20 protein-coding genes are annotated in these 23298 nt (G+C 61.7%); 15 read left to right on the top strand and 5 right to left on the bottom strand.

The window, feature by feature from the left end; genetic code table 11:
- Positions 1-175: 175 nt before the first annotated feature.
- Positions 176-1993, top strand: a complete 1818-nt coding sequence (locus tag VGM51_02075; GenBank protein HEY3411824.1) for a hypothetical protein — start codon at positions 176-178, stop codon at positions 1991-1993.
- A 19-nt stretch (positions 1994-2012) separates the two neighbouring features.
- Positions 2013-3530: a trypsin-like peptidase domain-containing protein gene (locus VGM51_02070; GenBank protein HEY3411823.1), complete on the top strand. Its 1518-nt coding sequence runs from the start codon at positions 2013-2015 to the stop codon at positions 3528-3530.
- A 69-nt stretch (positions 3531-3599) separates the two neighbouring features.
- On the opposite strand, the gene VGM51_02065 is transcribed toward VGM51_02070, so the two are convergent.
- The 4 genes from VGM51_02065 to VGM51_02050 form a co-directional block, all read right to left on the bottom strand.
- Positions 3600-3986 carry a hypothetical protein gene (locus VGM51_02065; GenBank protein HEY3411822.1) on the bottom strand — a complete coding sequence of 129 codons (387 nt, stop codon included), beginning with the start codon at positions 3984-3986 and terminating at the stop codon, positions 3600-3602.
- Between the two features lie 105 nt (positions 3987-4091).
- Positions 4092-4478, bottom strand: a complete 387-nt coding sequence (gene erpA, locus VGM51_02060; protein ID HEY3411821.1) for an iron-sulfur cluster insertion protein ErpA — start codon at positions 4476-4478, stop codon at positions 4092-4094.
- A gap of 107 nt (positions 4479-4585) precedes the next feature.
- The gene (gene folB, locus VGM51_02055) at positions 4586-4969 is read right to left on the bottom strand and encodes a dihydroneopterin aldolase (protein ID HEY3411820.1); all 384 of its coding nucleotides are present in this window, start codon (positions 4967-4969) and stop codon (positions 4586-4588) included.
- A gap of 47 nt (positions 4970-5016) precedes the next feature.
- Positions 5017-5388, bottom strand: a complete 372-nt coding sequence (locus VGM51_02050) for a hypothetical protein (protein ID HEY3411819.1) — start codon at positions 5386-5388, stop codon at positions 5017-5019.
- 233 nt (positions 5389-5621) lie between these two features.
- On the opposite strand from VGM51_02050, the gene VGM51_02045 reads away from it, so the two are divergent.
- From VGM51_02045 to VGM51_02015, 7 genes are all read left to right on the top strand, one after another.
- Positions 5622-6137 carry a hypothetical protein gene (locus VGM51_02045; GenBank protein ID HEY3411818.1) on the top strand — a complete coding sequence of 172 codons (516 nt, stop codon included), beginning with the start codon at positions 5622-5624 and terminating at the stop codon, positions 6135-6137.
- A gap of 319 nt (positions 6138-6456) precedes the next feature.
- On the top strand, positions 6457-6726 hold the full coding sequence (rpsO, locus tag VGM51_02040) for a 30S ribosomal protein S15 (GenBank protein HEY3411817.1): 270 nt from the start codon (positions 6457-6459) through the stop codon (positions 6724-6726).
- A gap of 301 nt (positions 6727-7027) precedes the next feature.
- Positions 7028-9328 carry a polyribonucleotide nucleotidyltransferase gene (locus tag VGM51_02035; protein ID HEY3411816.1) on the top strand — a complete coding sequence of 767 codons (2301 nt, stop codon included), beginning with the start codon at positions 7028-7030 and terminating at the stop codon, positions 9326-9328.
- 204 nt (positions 9329-9532) lie between these two features.
- Complete coding sequence (locus VGM51_02030; protein HEY3411815.1) at positions 9533-12154, top strand: RCC1 repeat-containing protein; 2622 nt, start codon at positions 9533-9535, stop codon at positions 12152-12154.
- A 279-nt stretch (positions 12155-12433) separates the two neighbouring features.
- Positions 12434-13645 carry a right-handed parallel beta-helix repeat-containing protein gene (locus tag VGM51_02025; GenBank protein ID HEY3411814.1) on the top strand — a complete coding sequence of 404 codons (1212 nt, stop codon included), beginning with the start codon at positions 12434-12436 and terminating at the stop codon, positions 13643-13645.
- Between the two features lie 358 nt (positions 13646-14003).
- The gene (locus VGM51_02020; GenBank protein ID HEY3411813.1) at positions 14004-15443 is read left to right on the top strand and encodes a nitronate monooxygenase; all 1440 of its coding nucleotides are present in this window, start codon (positions 14004-14006) and stop codon (positions 15441-15443) included.
- A gap of 79 nt (positions 15444-15522) precedes the next feature.
- Positions 15523-16323: a class I SAM-dependent methyltransferase gene (locus VGM51_02015; GenBank protein HEY3411812.1), complete on the top strand. Its 801-nt coding sequence runs from the start codon at positions 15523-15525 to the stop codon at positions 16321-16323.
- 23 nt (positions 16324-16346) lie between these two features.
- Here the strand turns inward: VGM51_02015 and VGM51_02010 are convergent, their stop codons facing one another.
- A complete protein-coding gene (locus VGM51_02010) occupies positions 16347-17750 on the bottom strand; it encodes an alkaline phosphatase family protein (GenBank protein ID HEY3411811.1) in 1404 nt (467 codons plus the stop codon).
- A gap of 185 nt (positions 17751-17935) precedes the next feature.
- Here VGM51_02010 and VGM51_02005 point away from each other — a divergent pair, with 185 nt between their 5' ends.
- The 6 genes from VGM51_02005 to VGM51_01980 all read left to right on the top strand — a co-directional run bounded on the left by VGM51_02005 (position 17936) and on the right by VGM51_01980 (position 23265).
- Positions 17936-19177: a pitrilysin family protein gene (locus VGM51_02005; GenBank protein ID HEY3411810.1), complete on the top strand. Its 1242-nt coding sequence runs from the start codon at positions 17936-17938 to the stop codon at positions 19175-19177.
- Between the two features lie 87 nt (positions 19178-19264).
- Positions 19265-20080: a 4-hydroxy-tetrahydrodipicolinate reductase gene (gene dapB, locus VGM51_02000; GenBank protein HEY3411809.1), complete on the top strand. Its 816-nt coding sequence runs from the start codon at positions 19265-19267 to the stop codon at positions 20078-20080.
- A gap of 93 nt (positions 20081-20173) precedes the next feature.
- On the top strand, positions 20174-21259 hold the full coding sequence (gene asd / locus VGM51_01995) for an aspartate-semialdehyde dehydrogenase (protein ID HEY3411808.1): 1086 nt from the start codon (positions 20174-20176) through the stop codon (positions 21257-21259).
- Between the two features lie 104 nt (positions 21260-21363).
- Positions 21364-22269 (top strand): 4-hydroxy-tetrahydrodipicolinate synthase, encoded by a 906-nt coding sequence (gene dapA / locus VGM51_01990; protein HEY3411807.1) that lies wholly within the window; start codon positions 21364-21366, stop codon positions 22267-22269.
- 12 nt (positions 22270-22281) lie between these two features.
- Positions 22282-22602 (top strand): DsrE family protein, encoded by a 321-nt coding sequence (locus tag VGM51_01985; protein HEY3411806.1) that lies wholly within the window; start codon positions 22282-22284, stop codon positions 22600-22602.
- 156 nt (positions 22603-22758) lie between these two features.
- Positions 22759-23265: a hemerythrin domain-containing protein gene (locus VGM51_01980; GenBank protein HEY3411805.1), complete on the top strand. Its 507-nt coding sequence runs from the start codon at positions 22759-22761 to the stop codon at positions 23263-23265.
- Positions 23266-23298 lie beyond the last annotated feature (33 nt).

The following is a 23298-nucleotide window of genomic DNA, read 5'->3' as shown; positions in this document are numbered from 1 at the left end:
GCACCTTCCGGCTCTCTCCAAGCCGCTCTCATTGTGTCACCAGGCGGCACGCGGTTGGCGACCCCTGATGAAGGCCAACAAATAAGGCTTAATTAGCTGAACAAATGGGAAAACTCATTCCGCCACCGTGTATAATTCAGCCAGCTTATCACTGTTATCAGTAAAGGAGGGTTTTGTGCAAATTCGATACCTGGCAGCCTGTGCGCTGCTGCACTTCGTTGGGTCCGTCGCTTCACATGCGGCGATTCCTCATACCATCCCATTCCAGGGAATTCTCGCCAATGCGTCGGGAGTGCCGAAGCCGGCCGGCTCCTATAACGTCACGTTCAGGCTGTTCGACGCGGCGACAGCCGGCTCGCCACTTTGGACAGAAGCCTCGAAGCCGGTCAGCGTAACCGGCAGCCACGGGCTTTTCACCACCGAACTCGGTGCTCCCACTTCCTTCGGCGGACTGGCATTTGACACCAGATACTGGGTGGAGATCCAGTTGGACGGCGAGGCATCGCCGATGACTCCCAGACTTGCCTTGGACGCGGTTCCCTACGCCCTGACTGCGGGCGGTGGCGCCCTTTCCCTGCCTTTCACCGGCAACGCGGCGGTCGCCAGTCCGGGAACCGCAATGTCCATCACCAACACCGGAAACGGAAACGCTATCACGGGCACGTCCGCCGCGGTCGCTCTATCCGGGCTCAGCAGTGGGTGGTGGGGGGCTTACGGCAGGAACGGCGCCGGCAGCGGTCTCACATCCGCGAAAGGCTTTGGTGGTGGCGTTTGGGGCGATACCGATAACGGCATTGGGGTCAAAGGTCAGAGCGCCTCAGCCTGGGGCGTTTATGGCGAGCAAAGTGGCCCCAGCGGAATCATGGCGCCAACCGCGGGCGGCGTCTGGGGTGACTCGCTGAACACGGATGCCGTGATGGGCACCAGCGGCTCCGCGGTAGGAATCTACGGAGAGAGCGGTTCTTACCTGGGGGTCAACGGCGTGGGCCATACGGCCGGATTGCCGGCGGTTTATGGCCAGAACGACAACGCGGCGGGCGACGGAGTGTGGGGCAGCGGTGGAAACACCGGCGTATGGGGCGATTCCGGTCCCGGCACGGGAGTCTTCGGTCTCTCTGAAAGGGGGCAGTACGGCGTCATCGGTGAAAGCACCCAGGGTTTTGCCGGCATTTGGGGACACGGCGCGCACAACGGGCTTTACGGGCAAACGTCTAGCGCCGCCGACAACGGTGTGATAGGCCGCAATGAAGCCGGTGGCACTGGCGTCTTCGGTTACAGCATTGGCGGGACCGGCGTGATCGGGCGAACGGAATCCGATGGGAAGACCGGTGTGTTCGGATACACGAACCACAACAACGGCAGCATCGGCGTCTGGGGGGCGAATGACGGCAACGGCGCCGGCGTTCAGGGAAATAGTGGCGGCGGCGACGGGGTGATCGGGTTCTCCAACGCCACGATCCACGCTGGAGTCTCGGGCATCAACCTGACCACCGGATACGGCGTCTATGGCCAGAGCAATGGCGGAGGATACGCAGGTTACTTCGCCGGCCTCACGCACGTCGGGATACTCGAGATATCCGGCGGGTCCGACGTCGCGGAGAAATTCAGCGTGGCCGGCGCCGCTCAACCCGGAACGGTCGTTTCGATTGACACCGAGCACGCGGGCGCTTTGAGGCTATCCACTGGGGCCTATGACCGGACCGTCGCCGGCGTTATCAGCGGGGCTAATCACCTCAGCGCCGGGATGGTGCTTCCCGATTCCGGAGGCGTGGCAGGCGCGCTTCCAGTTGCCATGGCGGGGCGCGTGTGGGTGAGGTGCAACGATTCCGATGGCCCCATCCATCCCGGCGATATGCTCACCACTTCCGATACAGCGGGAGTTGCTATGAAGGTGACCGACTACTCCCGCTCCGAGGGCGCCACCATCGGCAAGGCCATGTCGCCGCTTGAGCACGGCACAGGGCTTGTCCTCGCCCTGGTGAATCTGCACTGAGGGGAAGTGAGGGAGCACTATGAGATACACACTACTGCTCTTGTTTCTAGCATCAAACACACCAGCGTGGTCCGGTTCGAAAGGCGCCAGGGCGGTCCAGCCGCCGTCGCCCTTCTGCGACGCCGCGCTGTACCAGTCCGCACCGGCCAGCGCCGCGCGCCTGGTGGCTCCGGATGTGGCGCCCGTGAAGATTATCCTGCCCGCGACCGTTATCGCGCCCCAGCCCGCCGCCACGGGCTCCGATACCGACGGGCTCCAGATCGGTTACGTGCAGCCGGCGCCTCCAAACCTCCTCGACTCGGCGGCCTGGCTGCCCGCTCCCGATGGGGGCTCCGTCATGAAAGTTGAACTCACCTCCGCCAATGCTGGCGGGCTCCGCGTGCAACTCGCGGGGCTCGGCGGCACCGGCATTGAGGTCCGACCTTACGCTCCCGGATCCAGCGCCGTGTTCGGCCCATATCAGCCTGCTTCAGGGGGCGACCCCGCCGGATGGTGGTCGCCGCTGGTATTCGGCGATACCTTTGGCCTGGAACTGCACCTTCCGGCCGGAAAGCTGATGCCGCTGGCTGGGCCCGTCATTACGGGCATCGTCCACACATACTGCAACAACGGGTGCAATACGGGGCCGGGCGCTACACTTGCCTGTCACCTCGATTCCACCTGCTATCCCGCGTGGGCGGGGGAAGCGAGCGGGGTCGCCAAGATAATCTTTCAGGACAATGGCGGATGCTTCATGTGCAGTGGATCGATGCTGAATCGAAACGCCGGTGACTCCTCGCCGTTGTTTCTCACGGCAAACCACTGCATCAACAATGCGGCGGCGGCCAGCACCGTCGAGTTTCTGTGGTTTTACCAGACGCCGGCCTGCAACGGCACGCCACCCGACCCCAATACCGTCCCCTGCACGCTGGGTTCGCTCCTGTTGAAAAACCAGGGGTTCTACGACTGTTCATTGATCGGGCTGTATGCCAATCCGCCGGGCGGCGTGCAGTACGAGGGGTGGACAACCGTGGCGTGGGGGACAGGAGATGCCGTCACCGGTATTCACCATCCGCGGGGATCGTGGAAGCGCATCTCATTCGGTACCTTCAGCGACTCCGGCGTCCGGCAGTACAACGATAACGGCCAGATCATCAGTGTTTCCGTCTGGCTGGTGGACTATTCGCAGGGTACCATTGAACCGGGATCGTCCGGTTCGCCCCTGTTTGACAGCTCGCACCACGTGCGCGGCCCGCTGACGGGCGGCCCGGGCGGATGCACACCATCGGGGGTCGGTTACGGCCGGCTGGACCTCGCGTATGATACCCTCTCGCCGTTCCTCAACAGCGTACCGAGCCCGGTCTACGTCAGTCCGGGCGGCGGAGGCGGCCAGCGCGGCACCAGCGCGGAGCCGCTTCCATCGGTTTTCGCCGGGATGTACTGCGTGAAGGCGGGTGATACGGTGGTCGCTAACGCGGGAGTGTATTCGGAGCGCGAGACGCTTTTCCGCCCGATGCGGATTACGGCCCAAGGGGGCATCGTTCGGATTGGAGGTTAGGCAAGACGACGACGCCCCGGTTTCCGATTGACCGGAAACCGGGGCGTCGTCAATTCCAGCTTATCGGCGCTATGGCGATCCGGGTTTGCGCCGGAAATAGTCACTCATGAACGTTGGGGGTTCGGCAAGAGTCGAATCTGTAACCCTGGGGTCTTCCTCATCGAACTCCGTTTCCCCGTACAGGCGAAGGGAAGCCACAATCTGCGGGTCGAGTTCCAGCCGTACCTTCACGGCCTTGCACTCGCCCGATCGCAGAGTGAGGTAGGACAAGCACTCTTCAACACCGCACAGCGTACCGTCTGCGCGATAGGCAACCACCACCATATTCGCGGAACTGATGGTATCGTCCGTGTTGTTCCGCAACTCGGCGTACACGTCCAGCGTCTCATCCCGTGCGATCCCGCCAACGTTCGGCAGAATCTCAAGGCGGTAATGGGGATCGATCTGGATCGTCATGGCAGTACCCCCTTTTTAGTGATGAAGTGGGAGCGATGAATTCTGATTACGCCACGCCGACGGGTACATCGGCATCGCGCGCCCATCATCCATCACTCTCCACACTTAGTGCGCGCTGCTGCAACTGCCGCACCCACTGGCGGCGCCACCGGAATCCTCCGTGCTGAAGGAAGACCCGCAACCGCAACTGGATTTCGCGTTAGGATTGTCGATCTTGAAACCCGCGCCCATCAGCCCTTCCAGGTAGTCCACGTTCGCCCCGTTCAGATACGGGAACGACTGCTGGTCGATGATGATCCGAACGCCGTTTTGCTCGAAGACCTGATCGCCTTCCATAGGCTCGGTCTCCAGCGCCATGCCGTACTGCAAGCCGGAACACCCGCCGCCCGCAACGTAAATCCGCAACATCGCGTTCGGCTCGCCCTGATCGGCCAGCACGGCCTTCACTTCCTGCGCCGCGCGATCCGTAACCGTCAAGCCAACCTGCTCCATAACATCAACCACGGGTATTCTCCTTCCACGGCAAGTGACAACGCCTCGCCGATAGTGCGTAACTCTCTATGGGATATAACACCCGCCTCAAGCGGCGGGTTCTCGATTTAAACACCAGACCGTGTCCGGGTGATCTCCACACCGGAATATGCGACAATTCCCTCCAACGGCGGCATCAACTTCCGGACCTTCACCGTGACTTCCGCTACGCCGAATTCGGCCAGCAGAACCGTCGCTATCCTGCCTGCCAAACGCTCCAGCAACTGGTGGCGTTCCTTCTGCCCGATTTCCAGGATGCGCTTGTGCATCGCATAGTAGTCGACAGTGTCCGCCAGCGAATCGGAGGTCCCGGCTTTCCGGGTGTCGAACGCTACGATGACGTCCACTTCAAAGCGGCCGCCCACCGTCCTCTCCGCTTCGGAATCACCATGATGACCGCGAAACTGGATACCGGCGAGTATAATCTTGTCTGCGCGTGTGTCTCCGACCATTTTAGTCGCACTTACAGTATAGCATATCGTGGCCCAAGTTTGGGCGCTTAGCCCCCCGCGAGCCGCCAGCCCAGATAGCCGGCCCCTAAAGACAGCGCTTGAAGCGCGACGTACTGGATGCGAAAGGCCCGGTCGCGCTTCTTGTCCGTGTCCATCAACCGCAACGGCAGCATCACGAACAACACCATCCAGTATCCCATGAGGTCCCACGGCGTCTTCCAAGCGTTCCCGTGCAGCACAAATCCGGCAAACAGCCAGACGGCGGGTTCAACGATGAAGTTCTGCAGGCTGATGCGCGCGAAATCTTCGTCTTCGCCCACCACGCGCGGGATAATCGGCTTTCCGCCGTATTCTTCAACGCGCCATGGATCCTTGTCATCCAGGGCGATCGGTTCCGGCTCGTGTTTGGCCTTGGACATGCTCGTAACTCTCTGTGTTTATGATACCACGACCGGGAAAGCGATGAGCGAGGAATTGTGAATGCAGAAGTCGGAATGCAGAATGATGAATCCCGATTCAACGTGGGGGATGCGGGGTGTGAGCCAAGCGGAGGTGTAGGTTCGCCTGCTTTGCGGTATGCATGCAGTGCGCGGCGAAGTGTCGCGCGAACTGATGTCAGTGCACGGCGAGGTGCCGCGCACGGGAGGAATCGATGTCAATCAGATTCGTCGCTGCGATCGCTCTGCTCGCCATGGCTGGCGCGGCTCAGGCCAAAGACGCGGTCACAAGCCGCAAGACGGTACAGACGCGCTCGGGATATGGCGCGCCGTACGTGGCAGGGAGCCGCGGCGTCGCGAATTCGCTGGTGGTCCTTCGCGAGAGCGGCGGCGTGGCCGGCATGGACCGTCAGACGGTGCTCCGCCTCATGGGACGGGTGGTGAAGGCCGGCGAAGTCGGCAAAGCCCGCGTGAACCGGGATGTACAGGTTCCCGGGCCGGTGATGCGCGGCGTGGAGAAGGCCGTGCGGGATTCGGGATTCATGCGACTCTCCAGTCGTTACGCGGGCCGTCCGATTGCGGATGGAATGACGCGCACCGTCCGCGTCACGATGCTCGGAAAGACAAAGGCCGTGAGTGTGGCGGATGGGGCCGAGGTACCGGCCGCGTTTGAAACGGTCTGGAAGGCCGCGAACGACGCGATGACGGCTCGCGGTTCAATCGTGAAATAGAGGTTGGGGAACGCTGGAAGAGGTGGGAAGTCGGAGGTTGGAATCCAGTTCCCAGCCTCCACCCGGACCCCAGCCCATCCCTCAACCCCTATTCCCCATCCCCCAAGTTGTGCTATGCTATGGGAGGTTCCGGGCGCCTGCGGTTCGCGGCGGACGCACCGGCTTATCGACATGGGTGGCTTGATAATATCGCCACCGAACGCGGACTGCCACGGCGAGGAGACAGGAGACAGGAGACAGGAGGCAGGACCGGTGGTTAATCACCGACCATAACCTCTAACCCCTAGCCCCCAGACCCTCCCAAACCGGAGGACAAACCATGCCGCTCCCACTGGAGCAGAAGTCCGTCATTATGACGGAGTACGCCACGAAGCCGGGCGATACCGGCTCACCTGAGGTGCAGATTGCGCTGCTTTCCGCGCGCATCCTCCAACTAACGGAGCACCTGAAGATTCACAAGAAGGACCACCACAGCCGGCGCGGCCTGCTGATGTTGGTCGGGCAGCGCCGCCGACTGCTGAACTACCTTACAAAGGTAGACATCGAGCGTTACCGCTCTGTTGTACAGCGTTTGGGCCTGCGCCGCTAACTCTTTTCTTGAAGGCGCTATGAAACAATGTCAAAGCCGGAATGGACTGTTCTGATGCGGTCTTTCCGGTTTTTGGCGTTTTGCAGACAGCCTTCAATCGCGTTGGGAAGGTTGAAAGTTGAAATCCGGGTGTGTATTGGGGCGGCCACCCGATCGAGCGCACCTGGATTTCAGCCTTCAGCCTTCCAAATAGGCAGCAATAACCGGCAAGGAGCCGGACATATCGCCCGTGCGGGCATCCGGCAAGGCGCCGGAGCCACCGTGGCGTTGTGAACTGCCTGAAGTCTTGAAGGAGACAAATATGATAGAGAAAGTTGAGTGTCAACTCAACGGCACCACCTTGAGCCTCGAAACAGGCAAGGTTGCCAAGCAAGCCAACGGCGCCGTCATGGCCCGATTCGGCGACACGATGATCCTTTGCACCGCCGCAATGAGCGACTCGCCCCGCGAAGGAGTGGATTTCTTCCCCCTCACCTGTGACCTCGAAGAGCGTTTCTACGCTGCCGGCAAGATACCGGGTTCATTCCACCGCCGCGAAGGCCGTCCCGGTGAGCGAGCCATCCTCACCTGCCGCTTGATGGACCGCCCCATCCGGCCGCTCTTCCCCAAAGGCTTCCGCAATGACGTACAGGTCATCGGAACGGTGATGAGCGTGGACGGCGAGAACTGGGCGGACGTTATCGCCATCACCGGCGCTTCCGCTGCGCTCACCATCTCCGATATCCCGTTTCAGGGTCCCATCGGCGCCGTCCGTGTCGGCCGGCTGAACGGTGAGTTCATCGCCAACCCCACGCTGGAACAACTCGCCGAGAGTGACCTGGACCTCATTGTCTGCGGCACCGCGGAGAGCGTGCTGATGATTGAAGCCGGCGCCGAGGAAGTGACCGAAGACGACATGGCGGCTGCCATTCTGTGGGGCCACGAGCAGGTAAAACCACTCTGCGCCATGCAGGAAGAGCTTCGCAAGAAGATCGGCAAGACCAAGATCGTCCCCGTTTCGATGGATCCGGCCGAAGATGTGGTCACCGCCGTCAAGACATACGCAGCTCAGGTTCGCAAAAGCATCCAGGATCCGGACAAGGCCACGCGCGAAAACGCGATCTCCGAAATGAAGAAGGAGATCGTCGCGGAACTCATGGTGAAACCGGAGTTCGAAGGCCGCGCCAAGGAACTGGGCGAGGCGGTCGAGAAACTGGTCAAATCCCAGGTTCGCGCGCTGATCCTTGAAGAGGGCAAGCGACCGGACGGACGGACGACCACCGAAATCCGCGCTTTGAGCGCTGAAATCGGCATCCTGCCCCGGGCGCACGGCAGCGCGCTGTTCAGCCGCGGCCAGACGCAGGTCCTCTCCGTGGCCACACTGGGAAGCCTCGGCGACGAGCAGATGCTGGACCAGTTGATGGGCGACCAGACGAAGCGTTGGACCCACCATTACAACTTCCCCCCGTACAGCGTTGGCGAAGCCCGTCCGCTGCGCGGCACAGGCCGTCGCGAAGTGGGGCACGGAGCGCTCGCCGAGCGCGGGCTGAAAGCCGTTCTCCCGAAGTTTGAGGATTTCCCCTACGTTCTTCGCGTGGTGTCCGACGTGCTGGAGTCCAACGGCTCCTCCTCGATGGCTTCCACATGCGGAACGTCGCTGGCGTTGATGGACGCAGGCGTGCCGATTAAGGCCCACGTGGCCGGAATCGCGATGGGCCTGATGAGTGACGGCGAGAAGTTCGCCGTGCTCACGGACATCCAGGGCATGGAAGACTTCGGCGGCGACATGGACTTCAAAGTCGCCGGCACCCGCAACGGCATCACAGCCATCCAGATGGACACCAAGCTTGGCGGCATCCCGGAGCAGGTTTTCCGCGATGCGATCAATCAGGCGAAGGTCGCCCGTCTACAGATACTGGATGTGATGGACGCGGCGATCTCGGTCCCCAAGACCGAGCTCAGCATGCACGCCCCCCGCATCTTTAAGATGCAGATCAACCCGGAGCAGATCGGTTCCGTCATCGGACCGGGCGGCAAGGTCATCAAGAAGATCCAGGCCGATACCGGCGCGAAGATCGACATCGAGCAGGACGGTACCGTCTACATCAGTTGCGTTGACGGCGAGGGTGGCGAAGCCGCTCGCAAAGCCGTGGAAGGCCTGACCAAGACGATCGAAGCCGGCGAAACCTACATGGGGACGGTGGTGCGGATTATGCCCATCGGCGCCTTCGTGGAGATCCTGCCCGGCAAGGACGGCCTTGTCCACATCTCCGAACTCGCGCCGGTCCGCGTGAACAACGTTGAAGACGTTGTAAAAATGGGCGACGTGATTGAGGTGAAGGTGAAGGAAGTCGACAGCCAGGGACGCGTGAACCTGACCCGCAAGGGAATGGCCGGCTTCGAGGAGGCCGGCGAGAAGGCGAAAGCGGCCGGTGGCGGCGGCGAGCCCGAAGCGCGACGCGAGCGCAGCGGCGGCGACCGCGGCGGACGCGGCGGTGATCGCGGCGGACGTGGTGGTGATCGCGGTGGCCGCCCCGGCGGCGATCGTGGACCGCGCACTCCGAGTCCGGACGCTCCGGAAGGCCCCGTAGGCTTCCGCTTCCGCCCCAAAAAGGGTGAGTAAACCGCGCAGGGCATTGAGGCAATGAGGAAATGGGGAAACGAACCGGAGTGGTTTGTTTCCCCATTTCCTCATTTCGACAAGACGGGGATAGTTAGAGTACAATTGTGATGGTTGCCTGCCGCGAAACAACGCTGATGTAACGAATGAAGACTGGCCGCGCGAATTCGACATCAGCGCTAAGTACTTGATTCCAGAAAGGTCACCATGATGGTTCGCTGCTACGTGCTCGCTTTCCTCGGTTGGTGCCTTACGCTCCCTTCCGCCTGCCTTGGATCCCAGCAGGTGGCTGCGTGGGGCAGCAACCAATATGGCCAGGCGGGTGGACCGATCTCGCCTGCCTGGTCTCCCGCGCAGTCTGTTCTCACAAACGCCAGGCAGATCTCCGCCGGATCTCACCACACCCTTGCAGTGAAACAGGATGGCACCGTTTGGGCATGGGGATCCAACTATAACGGTGAGTTGGGTGTCGGCACGTCAACCGCCCAGACGGCTATACCGATGAAATTGCCCAGCCTTGCCGGCATTGTCTTCGTGAGCGCGGGCAGGGCCCACAGCCTGGCACTTACGGAGGATGGGAGCGTCTGGGCGTGGGGCAATAACTATTACGGGGCGTTGGGCGACGGCACAACGATGGATCGCGCCACTCCCGTTCGCGTCCCCGGCGTGACAGGCGCGGTAGCGATGTGTGCGGGGTGGTACCATAGCATCGCGGTCAAGGATGACGGCACTGTCTGGAGCTGGGGGCAGAACTTGAACGGCGGTCTAGGGGATGGCACGACCACGGACCGCAAAGCCCCGGTTCAAGCGACCGGGCTAACTAACATCGTCGCCGTGGCCGCCGGCTTGTACCATAGTTTGGCACTTGGAGAGGATGGCGCAGTCTGGGCATGGGGGTACAACGGCGCCGGGCAACTCGGAGACAGAACGACTATTACTCGTCTCACGCCGGTGAAACTAAATGCCCTCGTTAGTATCGCTGCTGTTAGCGCTGGCCTGAGTGGGAGTGTTGCGCTGGGCCGCGACGGTAGAGTATGGACATGGGGAGGTGGTCGCCTCACTCCAACTCAAGTGTCCGGCCTCGCCGACATCGTTGCTGTGCGCTCTGGCGACAATCACACGCTGGCGCTGAAGAGAGATGGATCCATCTGGGCGTGGGGATGGAACGGAGACGGCGAGTTGGGTGATGGGACAACCGCCTTCCGTAACGCTCCGGTGCGCGTGACCGGCCTGACCGGCGTGGTTGCCGTGAGCGCCGGTGCGACCTACAGCGTCGCGGTTACGCACGATGGCGCCTCTTGGGCGTGGGGGGATAACAGCAGTGGGGGCCTGGGCGACGCCACCAACTGCGTCCGCCAAGTACCGGTTCCGGCAAATGGCGTGCCGGAGCCTGCGCGGGTGAGTGCGGGAGACTACAACAGCTTTGCTGTCGATAGCAAAGGTGGCGTTTGGGCTTGGGGGCGGAATAACTACGGCCAGTTAGGCGACGGCACTTACGCCGACCATCTTGCGCCGGTCTCCGTACTCGGGCTCACAGGCGTCCAGACGGTGAGCGCCGGAAGCCAGCATTGCCTCGCGCTGGATAGTGACGGCAGAGTTTGGGCTTGGGGAAATAACAATTACGGCCAGTTGGGCGACGGCACGAATACGAATCGTGGCAGGCCGATGGTCGTGCCCGGGCTCACCGATATCGTCACAGTGAGTGCTGGCGCGAACCACTCTGTAGCCGTCAAGTCGGACGGAACTGTGCTGGCCTGGGGTTACAATGCAAACGGCCAGGTGGGCGACGGCACGAAGACGAATCGAACTCAACCTACCATTGTGCAGGGGCTTACCAATGTCATTGCGATTAGCGCCGGCTTTGACCACACGCTGGCCGTCGTCCAGGGCGGTACGGTCTGGGCTTGGGGTGGTAATATTAGTGGGCAATTAGGCGACGGAACGACTTCCGCGCGATCATCCCCAGTAACCGTTGCCGGCCTCACCGATGTTAGTGACGTCAGCGCCGGAGGGCATCATAGCCTGGCTCTGAAACTGGACGGCACTGTCTGGGCGTGGGGGTACAACTATGACGGCCAGTTGGGGAACGGATCAACAACACAGCGCCTCACTCCCGGGCAGGTAACAGGCCTCATCGACGCACAGGCAATCAGCGCGGCCGGTTCCCACAGCTTGGCCGTCACAAAGGGCGGCACGTTGTGGGCGTGGGGGAGCAACGCTTCGGGAGCGCTGGGCGACGGAACAACCTCCTCGCACACAGTCCCCGTGCGAGTAACGGGTCTCACGGGCGTGGGACATGTGAGCGCCGGTACATATCACAACCTAGCGGTGACGGCTGACCCAGTGGTAGCAGCTCTATTATTCACGGTACAGCCAGCTGTCGGCACCGGCTCCGCACTGGCCACGCAGCCCGTTATCCAAGTCCGTGGCACAGATGGCGCTGCAATGAACGTCCCCGGCCCCGTAACGATCTTCGTGAAGCCGGGAACCGGCGCGAGCGGCTCATACCTGTCGGGCACCACCACGGTGAACTGCGTGAACGGAGTTGCCACATTCACGGGGCTTGGCCTGAGCCAGCGCGGGCGTGGCTACGTGCTTCGAGCGGTCTTCCCGGGCCTACCACCCGTAGACAGCGAGCCGTTCGATGTCGCGGGCGCTCCGTATGCGTGGACGGACACGGTTCACGCTTTGCACCTGGTCGGAGGACTGGACACAGCCTCCGCGTGGGATACGACCAACGGTAACCCGGAGGCACCCCTTGACCATATCGACCTCGTCGATGCGATCCGCATCGCGCGCAAGGCGACCGGGCTGGAAGCAAACCCGTAGGGCCAGGTAGGCTTCGGCATCCGCCCCAAAAAGGGCGAGGAACGCGCGAAGGGAAATTGGGAAACGAACCAACGTGGTCGTTTCCCCATTTCCGCGTTACTACTCCAATTGCGAGTTGTAGAAAGCTACCGGGTGTGATATGATTTACAGCAAGAGAGCGTGGACTTCGCGAACACTCGCGTGTGGCTCTCCGAGACTCCTCTCCAGTGCTGCCGATAACTGACGCCCTCTGCCGACTGACAAGGGTTGCGGTCGTCCCCAACCCACGTGAGGTGTGCTATGAGATATCTTCGCTCGCTGTTCATTTCGGTTGTGCAGTCCTCGCCATTGCTGCTGGTCGCCGCCCTGCCGGCATCCGCCGCCGTTGTCTACGTTGACAAGAACGCCTCGGGATCTGTGCATGACGGGACGGCATGGTCCACCGCCTTCCTGACTGTCACAGCGGGACTCGACGGGGCCACGAACAGCGGCGACGAAGTATGGGTTTCGCAGGGAACGTACTCGGAGACCGACCTGACGCCACAAGCGGGCGTGGCCATGTACGGCGGCTTTACAGGGACCGAGACACAACGGAGCCAGAGGGACTGGCGAGCGAACGAAACCGTGCTCGACGGAGGCGGAGATAGCGTGAGTAAAGTGGTCAACTGCCGCTGTTTGAACATCACCCTGGACGGTTTCCACATCCGAAACTGTGGTTACGGCGTATATGTGTACGGCACTACAGCAACCATCACAAACAACTCCGTCAGTGGCATCCGTTATCGCGGCATCGTTGTCGATCTCGGCACGGCCTCTCTTGCCAACAACACTGTCAACAACAACCGCGGCGTTGGCGTATACGTCGCCGGCACGGCCACTCTCACCAACAACGCTATCATTGGCAATCAAGACATAGGCGTGTATCTGACCCGCGGCACGTCTACTCTGACCAACAACACGATCGCGTCCAACGCAGGAGACGGTGTACACGTGCCTGGCGGCACTGCCAATCTCATCAACAACATCGTGGCCTACAATGGCACCTTCGGTGTGATCGTGTTTGGCAACACGGTCTCCACGTTCTCGCATAACGACGTCTACGGCAACACGGCAGGGGACTATTCGGCCTACACACCGCCTACCGGACAGGGGAATATCAGCCAGGATCCGTTGTTCGTGAACCGGACGGCGGGCGGCTACCGATTACTCGCGGGCTCACCTTGCATTGATGCGGGAGACGACAGCGTGGTAACGTTGGGCCAGTTGGATCTGGACGGCAAGCCACGGGTCATCGGAACGCACGTGGACTTGGGCGCCTACGAGTACGGCGTGGTCGGTCCGTCTTCGTTTGTACTCGGGGATGTCCGACGAGCCCTCGCCACTTGGTCGGGTTACTTCGCTTCCATTGGAGCCGACAATACGCGGCTGGACATTCTGCCCGGCGGAACCATAGACCTCCTGGATGCCGTCCGCATCGCCCGCAAGGTATCCGGCCTGGAACCAAATCCTTAGGGCCCGGTGGGCTTCCGCTTCCGCCTCAAAAAGGGTGAGTAATCCCCGGTAGGTCGGGCCTCCGTGCCCGACACGGGACCACAAATGAAGAAATGGGGAAACGAACCGCTCCGGTTTGTTTCCCCATTTCCGCAATAGACCCATCCGGCGGCCGCCGTGGCGTTCGACCTCTTGGCCTCGTGAATGGCCGTGTTTTCCTACGCTCCATCGGCTTCCTCAGTTCCCCGGTCACAATCCCGTGTACTTAAGCCCCTCTATGCCGTATAATGGGGTGGGCGGCATCATTTCAGATGGCACCCCCATTGGGTTGCGCGTGCGGCCCCTGTAACATAGGACACGATCGAGGTTGGATAAAGATATGGAGTCAAGGAATCCCCGCCTGATACAGGGAGGGATGGGTATCGGCGTCTCCGGCTGGAGGCTTGCCAGAGAGGTGTCCAAGACTGGCCACCTTGGCGTCGTCTCGGGTGTCGGCATCACGCAGGTTTTCGCCCGCAATCTGCAGAACGGCGATATCGGTGGACACATGCGGCGCGCCCTGGAGCACTTTCCGACGCCCGAGATCGCCCAGCGTGTGCTCAAGAAGTACTACGTCGAGGCCGGCAGGGCGGCGAAAGAACGCTTCCGGCAGCTCCCGAAGTTCACCATCAAGCCGCCGCGCGAGCTGACCGAACTATGCGTCTGCGCGAGTTTCACCGAAGTCTGGCTGGCGCGAGAGGGACACGACAACCCGGTGGGCATGAACCTCCTGGAGAAAATCCAGATGCAGCACCTGCCTTCGCTGTACGGCGCCATGTTGGCGGGCGTCGCCTACGTCCTCATGGGCGCCGGCATCCCGACCCAGATTCCCGGCGCGCTCGACACCCTGGCGCTTCACCAGCCGTCCTCCTATCGCCTTTCCGTAGACGGCGCCGGGCCTGAAGACGACTTTCGCTCGACGTTCGACCCTTCCACCATTCTCCCGCTGGGTGCGGCGCCGCTCAAGCGTCCGCAGTTTCTGGCGATCATCTCGTCCGCCACGCTGGGACTGATGCTCAAGAACAAATCCTCAGGGGTGGTCAACGGATTCGTGGTGGAGAGCCCCACGGCGGGCGGCCACAACGCTCCGCCGCGCGGCAAGGCGCAGTTCAACGAACGCGGCGAACCCATCTACGGCGAACGCGACCTTGTGGACTTTGCCAAAATGCGCGAGCTTGACCTGCCCTTCTGGCTGGCCGGCTCATACGCGAAGCCGGAACGGTGGCAGGAAGTGATGGCCACGGGCGCGCAGGGCATCCAGGCCGGAAGCATCTTCGCGCTGTGCGACGAGTCCGGTCTGGTTCCCGCTATCCGGAAGGAGCTCCGCCGCGCGGCATACCGCAAGGAACTGAACATCGTCACCGATGCCCGCGCATCTTCGTCCGGCTTCCCGTTCAAGGTCGCGGCGCTGCCGGGATCCCTTGCAGACCAGGGGGTCTTCGAGGCGCGCACCCGCATCTGCGATATCGGCTACCTGCAATCCCTGTACAAGAAGGAAGATGGGACCATCGGCTACCGCTGCTCGGCGGAACCCACCGAGGTTTACGTCGCGAAGGGCGGAAAGCTGGAGGCGACGGAAGGGACCAAATGCCTCTGCAACGGCCTCATGGCGGATATCGGCCTCCCCCAGGTATTCAAGGATGGCGACTTCGAACGCCCCCTCGTCACTCTGGGCGATGATTACTCGTTCCTCCCTCACCTGATGAAGGACGAGAATGACTCCTACTCGGCGAGAGATGCCATCAAGTATCTGGAGTCCGGCATGTGCAATTCGGTGTAAGAAGAGTCGCAACCACAGGGACACAGAGGCACAGAGTCCAATCTCTGTGCCTCTGTGTCCCTGTGGACAGTATTCCCGTATGGACGATTACATCGCTTCAAACCGCGATTTGTGGGATAAGTGGGCGGAGGCGCACGTCTCGGGGCCGCATTACGACGTGCCGGCCTTCATCGCCGGCGGCAATCGTCTGCACTCCGTAGAGTTGGACGAGGTTGGCGATGTAGCCGGCAAGTCGCTCCTCCATCTGCAGTGCCACTTCGGCCTGGACACTCTTTCCTGGGCGCGCCTCGGCGCGATCGCAACAGGCGCGGATTTCTCTCCCAAGGCCATAGAGGCCGCGCGCTCCATCGCCGAAACCTGCGGCCTTCCGGCAACCTTCGTCCTGTCGGACGTCTATGACCTGCCGAACAACCTGTCCGGCGCATTTGACATCGTCTTCACGTCGTACGGAGCCATCTATTGGCTGCCGGACCTTGCCCGCTGGGCGAAGGTCATCGCCCATTTCCTCAAACCCGGCGGCGCGTTTCATATCGTCGATTTCCACCCGATGGGCTGCGTCTATGAAGGCAGCGAACCCGACCTCGAAATGGTTTTCCCGTACTTCCACACCGATGAGCCCTGGGTGGAGGAAGTCGTTGGCTCGTACGCCACGGACGAACCCATCAAGGGCGTTGAGCACGGTTGGGCGCACACTCTGGCAGACGTGGTGAACGCCCTCATCGGCGCCGGCCTGCGAATCGACTTCCTGCACGAGTTTCCCTACTCAACCGTCCCGCATCCGCCCTTCGTGACGAAATGCGAAGACGGCCAGTACCGCTTGAAGGAACACGACGGGAAGATCGCGCTGCTGTTCTCCGTCAAAGCCACGCGAGAACGATGAATCCCGAGTCCGGGATTCCTCGTTCATCGTTCCTGCTTCATCAATTCGAAGTCGCTGAAGTCCAGTTTGGTGTCGCTGGTGATGACGACCGGGTTCAGCGGTTTCTGTTTGAAGTCGAAGCAGTTCAGCATGTCTTTCGACTTTCGATCCCGGTCCGTGAGGGGCTTCAGGCCGAATTTCGTCTCGATCAGTTTCAGCGGTGAGGTAAAGTCGAACGTCGTGTGGTTCACGTGGCCGGGCTTTGACCAGGCGGAGATCACCAGGGCCGGCACTCGCGGGCCGAAACCGTACGCGTCCACGGTCGGCGGCTTCACGTGGTCATAGAACCCGCCGTAATCGTCCCACGTCACGATGATCGCGGTATCGTCCCAGTACTTGCTCTTCATGACCTCGTTTACAAGGCCGGTCACATGCCACATGCCGCGGGCGGAGTCTGCCGGCGGATGCTCGCTGTCGGCGCCGATGGGTACGATCCACGACACTTCCGGAAGATTACCGGTTTGGATATCCCTGGCGAATTCGTCCAGCGATACGAGGTGATCCATCAGTTTCGGATCTTTCTGGAACGCCTTGAAACCCGGAAGTGGGTTCCAGAGTGATTGCTTCTTCGGGTTGGGCTTCTGATCGTAATACTTCCATGTCACGCCGGAACCGGAGAGCAGCTCGGCCATCGTCGGGAAATCGTAGACGCCTTCCTGGCCGGCAACATCCCGCATGGGGTTATTCACAAGCCCGCCGGACTGGGCGGCAACGGTGTAAAGGTGGTTCGGCTCGCTGGGTCCGGCCAGGGATGAGAAGAACGCGTCGCACAAAGTGAAACGCCGCGCATACTCCCAGTAGTTGGGAATCTCGCGGTAGTCGTAGTACGAAAGGGTATTGAGGACCCACTTTGGCGTCGGCGCCTGCGGTGGCGTGTTGCGGGCCAACGCTCCGGCGTTCGCCTGACCGCCCGCGACGGCCGCGCCTTCACCCACCGCCCCCCTGGCGGCAGCCGCCGGGCGGCGCACGGGCTGGCGCGGAATCCCGGGAATCGGGAAGACGTCCTCAGGATCAGGCTCCGGGAGTTTTCCTTTCCAATAGTACGCCAGGGCCCGCGGCCATTCCGCCCACAGGAACCCGTCCATCTTCCCGCCGTTGTACGCCACGTGCGCGGCCTGCCACGAATGGTTCAGGTCGCGGGGAATGGAAGTCTGCGCCAGGTGGAACGGGGCAACCTCTTTCGGCCCGTCCGGTTTGTAGGCGAATCTGGCGCCTTTCGGAATACCGTCGGCGCCGGGGTAAGTGCCGAAGTAATGGTCGAAGGTAATGTTTTCTTGAATGATGTAGACGAAGTGTTTGATGGGTATGTCCGTACGTGGGGCGGCGTTGGCGGCCGCTGCGGCGAGCCCGGCGATAAGCGCCGCGGCCAGGATCAGTTCAGTTCTCATGCCTGTTCCCTTTCGTGCAGGAATATCGACTCTTAGACGATACATTGCCCCCGGAGGTCGCGCCCGCCACGCCCCGTAAGGTAGCGACCTCCTGGTCTGCGCCTTGCCCATACTGCGAGCCTGCCCATATATTGAAAGAACCGGTAATTGACAGAATCGCCCCGGAGGAGGGGCCAACACGCACTATGGTTGAAACCACGAAACTCGATAACGGCGTCACCATCGTCACTGAGGAAGTCACCTACGTCCAGTCGGTTAGTCTGGGCTTGTGGTTCAAGGTGGGGTCGCGCGAGGAAGATGCCCGCAACAACGGCATCTCCCATTTCATTGAGCACATGCTCTTCAAAGGGACCGAAAAGCGTTCCGCGCTGCAGATTGCCCAGGAACTGGATTTTGTAGGCGGGCAGCTGAATGCGGGGACGGACAAGGAATACACGTGCTATTACGCTCGTGTGCTGAGCGAGCACCTTCCCGTCGCCGCTGACGTGTTGGCCGACATGTGCCTGAACTCGCTGCTCGATCCCGAGGAACTGGGCCGCGAGCGCAACGTCGTCCTCGAGGAGATCAAGCGATACCAGGATACCCCGGACGAACTTGTGCACGATCTGTTCGTGCAGAACCTGTTCCCGGACCACCCGATCGGCCGGCCGGTTATCGGAACGCCGGAAACGGTCAGCGCGTTAGAGAGGGATGACCTCGTAACATACATGAACCGCTGGTACCAGCCGAACCGCACATACGTGGTGGCTTCGGGCAATCTGAAGCATGCGGACGTGGTGGATCTGTTCAAGGATACGCTGGGCAGCCGGCGCGGCACTGCGGAGAGCCTTCCTTCGGCGCCCTTGAACGGCTCCAATCGGGACGTACGCTACGAGCGGACCACCGAACAGGTGCATTTCTGCATCGGAACGAGGGGGCCCGACCAATATGACGACACAAAATACGCCCTCGCGGTGATGGACGCAGCGGTGGGCGGCGGAATGAGCAGCCGCCTCTTCCAGGAAATCCGGGAAAAGCGCGGCCTCGCATACAGCGTCGGCTCCTACCCGCACAGTTACGCGGATACCGGCCTTTACGCCATCTACGCCGGCACCAGTCCGGACACTCTGGATGACGTGCTCGATCTGTGCCGGCAGGAAGCCCGGCACGTGCGCAAGGAAGGCTTGAACGCCGACGAGTTCCAGCGCGCGCAGAACCAGATCAAGGGCGCGCTGGTGCTCAGCCTTGAGAGCATGAGCAGCCGTATGAGCCGAATGGCGAAATCGCAGATGTACTTCGACCGCGTCATCCCGATGGAAGAGGTTGTCGAGAAGGTGATGTCCGTAACGCACGACGACGTGAAGGCTGTGGCAGACCGCGTGTTGAACGAGGACGAATGGAGCCTCACGGTGATCGGGCCGGAGCATGAAGGCAGCGCAGAGGCGTGACGGCGGCGGACCGGCAGCCGGAATGACGCTACGAAACGGGCGGGGTGAACGCCGGATGCACCACTGGACATGACGGGACATACGCATATGGCAAACAAGTTGAAAGTGTTGGTGACCGGCGCAGCGGGGCGAATGGGGCGTGAAGTGGTCCGGGCCATCTCGGCCGAGGCCGACATGGAAGTGGTCGCCGCTATTGATCCGTCCTTTGCGGCAGCGAATCCGGACACGGATGCCGGCGTTCTGGCCGGGGTCGGGCGCCTCGGCGTGGACGTGCAGCCCGGTTTGTCCGACGCTCTATACCGGACAACCCCGGACGTTGTGGTGGACTTCACGCAACCGGCTTCCGTGATGGATAACCTCAGGTTGGTGCTGGGCGACGGCGTCAACGCCGTTGTGGGCACGACGGGCCTGACCGACGCCGATCTCACGGAGATCCGCCAGTTGTGCTCAACAAACGATGCGCGATGCCTGGTGGCGCCGAACTTTGCGATCGGCGCCGTGCTGATGATGCAGTTCGTTAAGGCGGCCGCCCGCCACATGCCGGACTGCGAGATCATCGAGATGCATCACAATAAGAAGCTCGATGCGCCCAGCGGTACGGCGATGAAAACCGCCGAGATAGTGGCGGCGGCCCGGACCGGCGCATCGCCCGATGCAACGCAGAAAGTGATCCTTGAAGGAGCCCGCGGCGGCGACTTCGAGGGCATCAAGGTCCACAGTATTCGAATGCCCGGCTTCGTGGCCAGCCAGGAGGTCATCTTCGGCGGCCAGGGCCAGACGCTGACGATTCGGCATGACACACTGGACCGGTCATCGTTCATGCCCGGTGTGGTGCTGGGGATCCGGCGGATCGGCGGACGCTCCGGCCTGGTGTACGGGCTCGACGCGTTATTGGAGACGTGATGATGTCGGGGGCGCTCACGAACGGGAGTCCCTGTGGGGTAATATGGTCGGACGTTTGGCGGCTATGCGCCAAGCGTGAGTTAGAGGAGTAAGATGGCTAAGAAGATATTGAAAGCGTGTATCGTTGGGGCGACGGGGATCGTCGGCCAGCAGTTTATCGTCGCGCTGCAGAACCATCCGTTCATCAAGATCGCCGGGCTCGCCGGATCCGAGCGCAGCGCCGGCAAGAAGTACGGCGACGCCACGCGCGCCGCGAACGGAGCATCGCAGTGGTTTTGCGAGGAGAAGCCGAAGCCCGAGATCAAGGACATGACGGTCCTGCTCTCCTCCGAGATCGATGCGGCGGACTACGACGTGATCTTCACAGCGCTGGAGGCGGATACCGCGCGCATACTGGAACCCAAATACGCGGTCACCACACCGGTCATCAGCACGGCCTCGGCGTTCCGATACGACGATGACGTGCCTCTGCTGATCCCGAATGTAAATCCCGAGCACTCGAAACTCCTGGACGTTCAACGGAAGAAGCGCGGCTGGAAGGGCTTCATCACGCCTAACCCGAACTGCACCACGGTTGGCCTGGCGATCACGCTGAAGCCATTGGCGGAAGCGTTCGGCATCAGGACCGTCCTGATGACGTCTATGCAGGCCATTTCCGGTGCGGGCCGCAGCGGCGGCGTGCTGGGGCTGGATATCCTGGATAACGTGATCCCCTATATCCCTAAGGAAGAGGAGAAGGTCCAGCTCGAGACGAAAAAGATCCTCGGCGCCTTCAGCGGCGAAGCGATCCACGACGGCGCGTTCGGCGTGTCTTGCACCTGTACGCGCGTCGGCGTTCAGGACGGACACACCGAGAGCGTGTTCGTGGCGCTGGACAAGCACGCAACGCCGGCGGAAGTCAAAGCGGCGATGGTGGCCTTCAATGGCGAAGCGGCAAAGCACCTTCCGAGCGCCCCGTGCAACATGATCACCGTTACCGATGACCCTTTCCGCCCGCAGCCCAAGTGGGATCGCCTTCTGGAAGACGGAATGACTACCGTGGTAGGCCGCATCCGCGAAGACGCGGCGCTCCCCAACGGCATCAAATACGTTCTGGTGAGCCACAACACCAAGATGGGAGCGGCCAAGGGTTGCGTGCTCACCGCGGAGATGCTGGCTGAGCAGGGCTATATCGGATAACAGCGCAGAGCGGAAATGGGGAAACGAGGAAATGTGGTAACGCGGTTGTCGCGATTTCCTCATTTCTCCGTTTCCCCATTTCCTCCACAAGGAAAGAGCCCCAAATGTTATACACAGAAGGACCGCGGTTCGGGCGCATGCTCACCGCGATGGTGACACCGTTCAAAGAGGACGGTTCGATTGATTACGACCGGGCGGCCGAACTGGCCAACCGACTGGCGGACAGCGGCAGCGACGGTATCGTGGTAAGCGGCACGACCGGCGAATCGCCCACACTGTCCCACGAAGAGGACTCTGTTCTGGCCCGGGTGGTCGTTGCGGCGGTCGGCAAGCGTGTAGCCGTTGTTGCCGGGGGGGGAACCAACTCCACGAACGAAAGCCAGAAACTCACGCGTAATGCCGAGAAGGCGGGCGTGGACGGAATCATGCTGGTCGTACCCTACTACAACAATCCGCCGCAGGAAGGCCTTTACCAGCACTTTCGCACCGTCGCCGAATCGACATCGCTGCCGGTGATCCTTTACAATATCCCGCCGCGCTCGCCCCGCAACCTTGAGCCGGAGACCCTCGGGCGTCTGGCCGCCGACGTGCCGAACATCATCGGCGTCAAGGAAGCGGCGAAAAGCATGGATCAGGTGAGCCGATATCTGGAGGTCACGCCCCCAGATTTCACTCTGTACAGCGGCGACGACTCCGCGACGCTCGCGATACTCGCGCTGGGCGGAAGCGGTGTCATCAGCGTGGCTTCCCATATCGTCGGCCCGCAGATCAAGGAGATGGTAACCGCGCATTTCGATGGCCTTCCGGCCCGGGCGGTGGCGTTACACCACCACCTGATGCCTATCTTCGAAGGCATCTTTGCCGCGCCGAATCCGATCCTGGTCAAGGCGGCGCTCGAGATGGTTGGCTTCCCGGTCGGCGGCCTGCGCCGCCCGCTCATCGAGGCGACGGACGCCGAACGGGCGACGCTGAAGAAGGTCCTGGAGAAGGTCCTGCAAACTGAGCTGTAGCGGGGAGAACCGATGCACCTTGCGCTGATTCTCAATTCACTTAACGCCGAGACGATGAGCAATGCCTTTCGTCTCGGCGCGTTTTCCCTTGCATCCGGTGATGCCGTGACCGTCTTCCTGATGGGCGAGGCCGTTGAGATTGGCCGCGCGGATGACAGCTGGTTTGGTCTGCCCGGAAAGGCGCGGGCATTCATCCACGAGGGCGGCGATGTTCTCGCATGCGGCACCTGCCTCCAGAATCACGGTCTCGGCGCCTCGGACATTTACCAGACGTCCGACATGAAGGCGCTGCACGATCTGATCGGGCGTGCGGACAGGGTTCTCTCGTTCTGAAGTGCGCGGCAATTCCGGCGGGCCCGCGGGCTCTCCATTAACCCAGCGAGACATCAGGCTCCCATTCTCCTGGCACCAGCCCCCGTAGTGACGTGTTTGTCAAATGACGGGGCTGCGCGATCCGTCCTTTCCGATGAACGCAAGGAGGGCGAACCTATGGACCAGGAAACGGCGCTTGGACGGCTGCGGGCGGATCATAAAGAGGTGTCACGGCGTCTTGAAGAACTGCTCGTGAACCTTGATTCCGTCTCTGACCCGGCCGATCCCGATACCGCCATCGCGCTCAGGAACGCATTGGAGTTCATCACTCACGAGGTGTGGTTCCATTTCAAGCGCGAGGAGCAGGCGTTATTTCCCGCGATCTCGCGCGTCTTCCCCGCCGAGAATGCCCCCATCGTCGGCGGACCCGTGTACGTGCTCACCGAAGAACATGGCGTGCTGCGCAAGTTGGTCGATCGCTTCGCAGACGAGGTAGATCATTGGGAGGCGGGCGCCCCGGGCGCGCCTGAAGCCGTTCGTTTGGCCGGAAAGCAGTTGGTCCGCGCCTTTCAGAAACACATCTACAAGGAAGACAACATCGTGTTCCGTCTCACGCAGCAGATGCTGACTCCCGACGAACTGGCAGCCATCGACGTCGCCTTTGCCGCCGTGCAGGCGCCGTGAACCCCGTCTGCCTTTCCACGTTCCCGGCACGCG

The sequence above is a fragment of the Armatimonadota bacterium genome (assembly GCA_036504095.1).
Classification (GTDB): domain Bacteria; phylum Armatimonadota; class DTGP01; order JAKQQT01; family JAKQQT01; genus DASXUL01.
The sequence above is the reverse complement of the archived record's forward strand: the minus strand, read 5'-3'. Positions and strand labels throughout refer to the sequence as shown.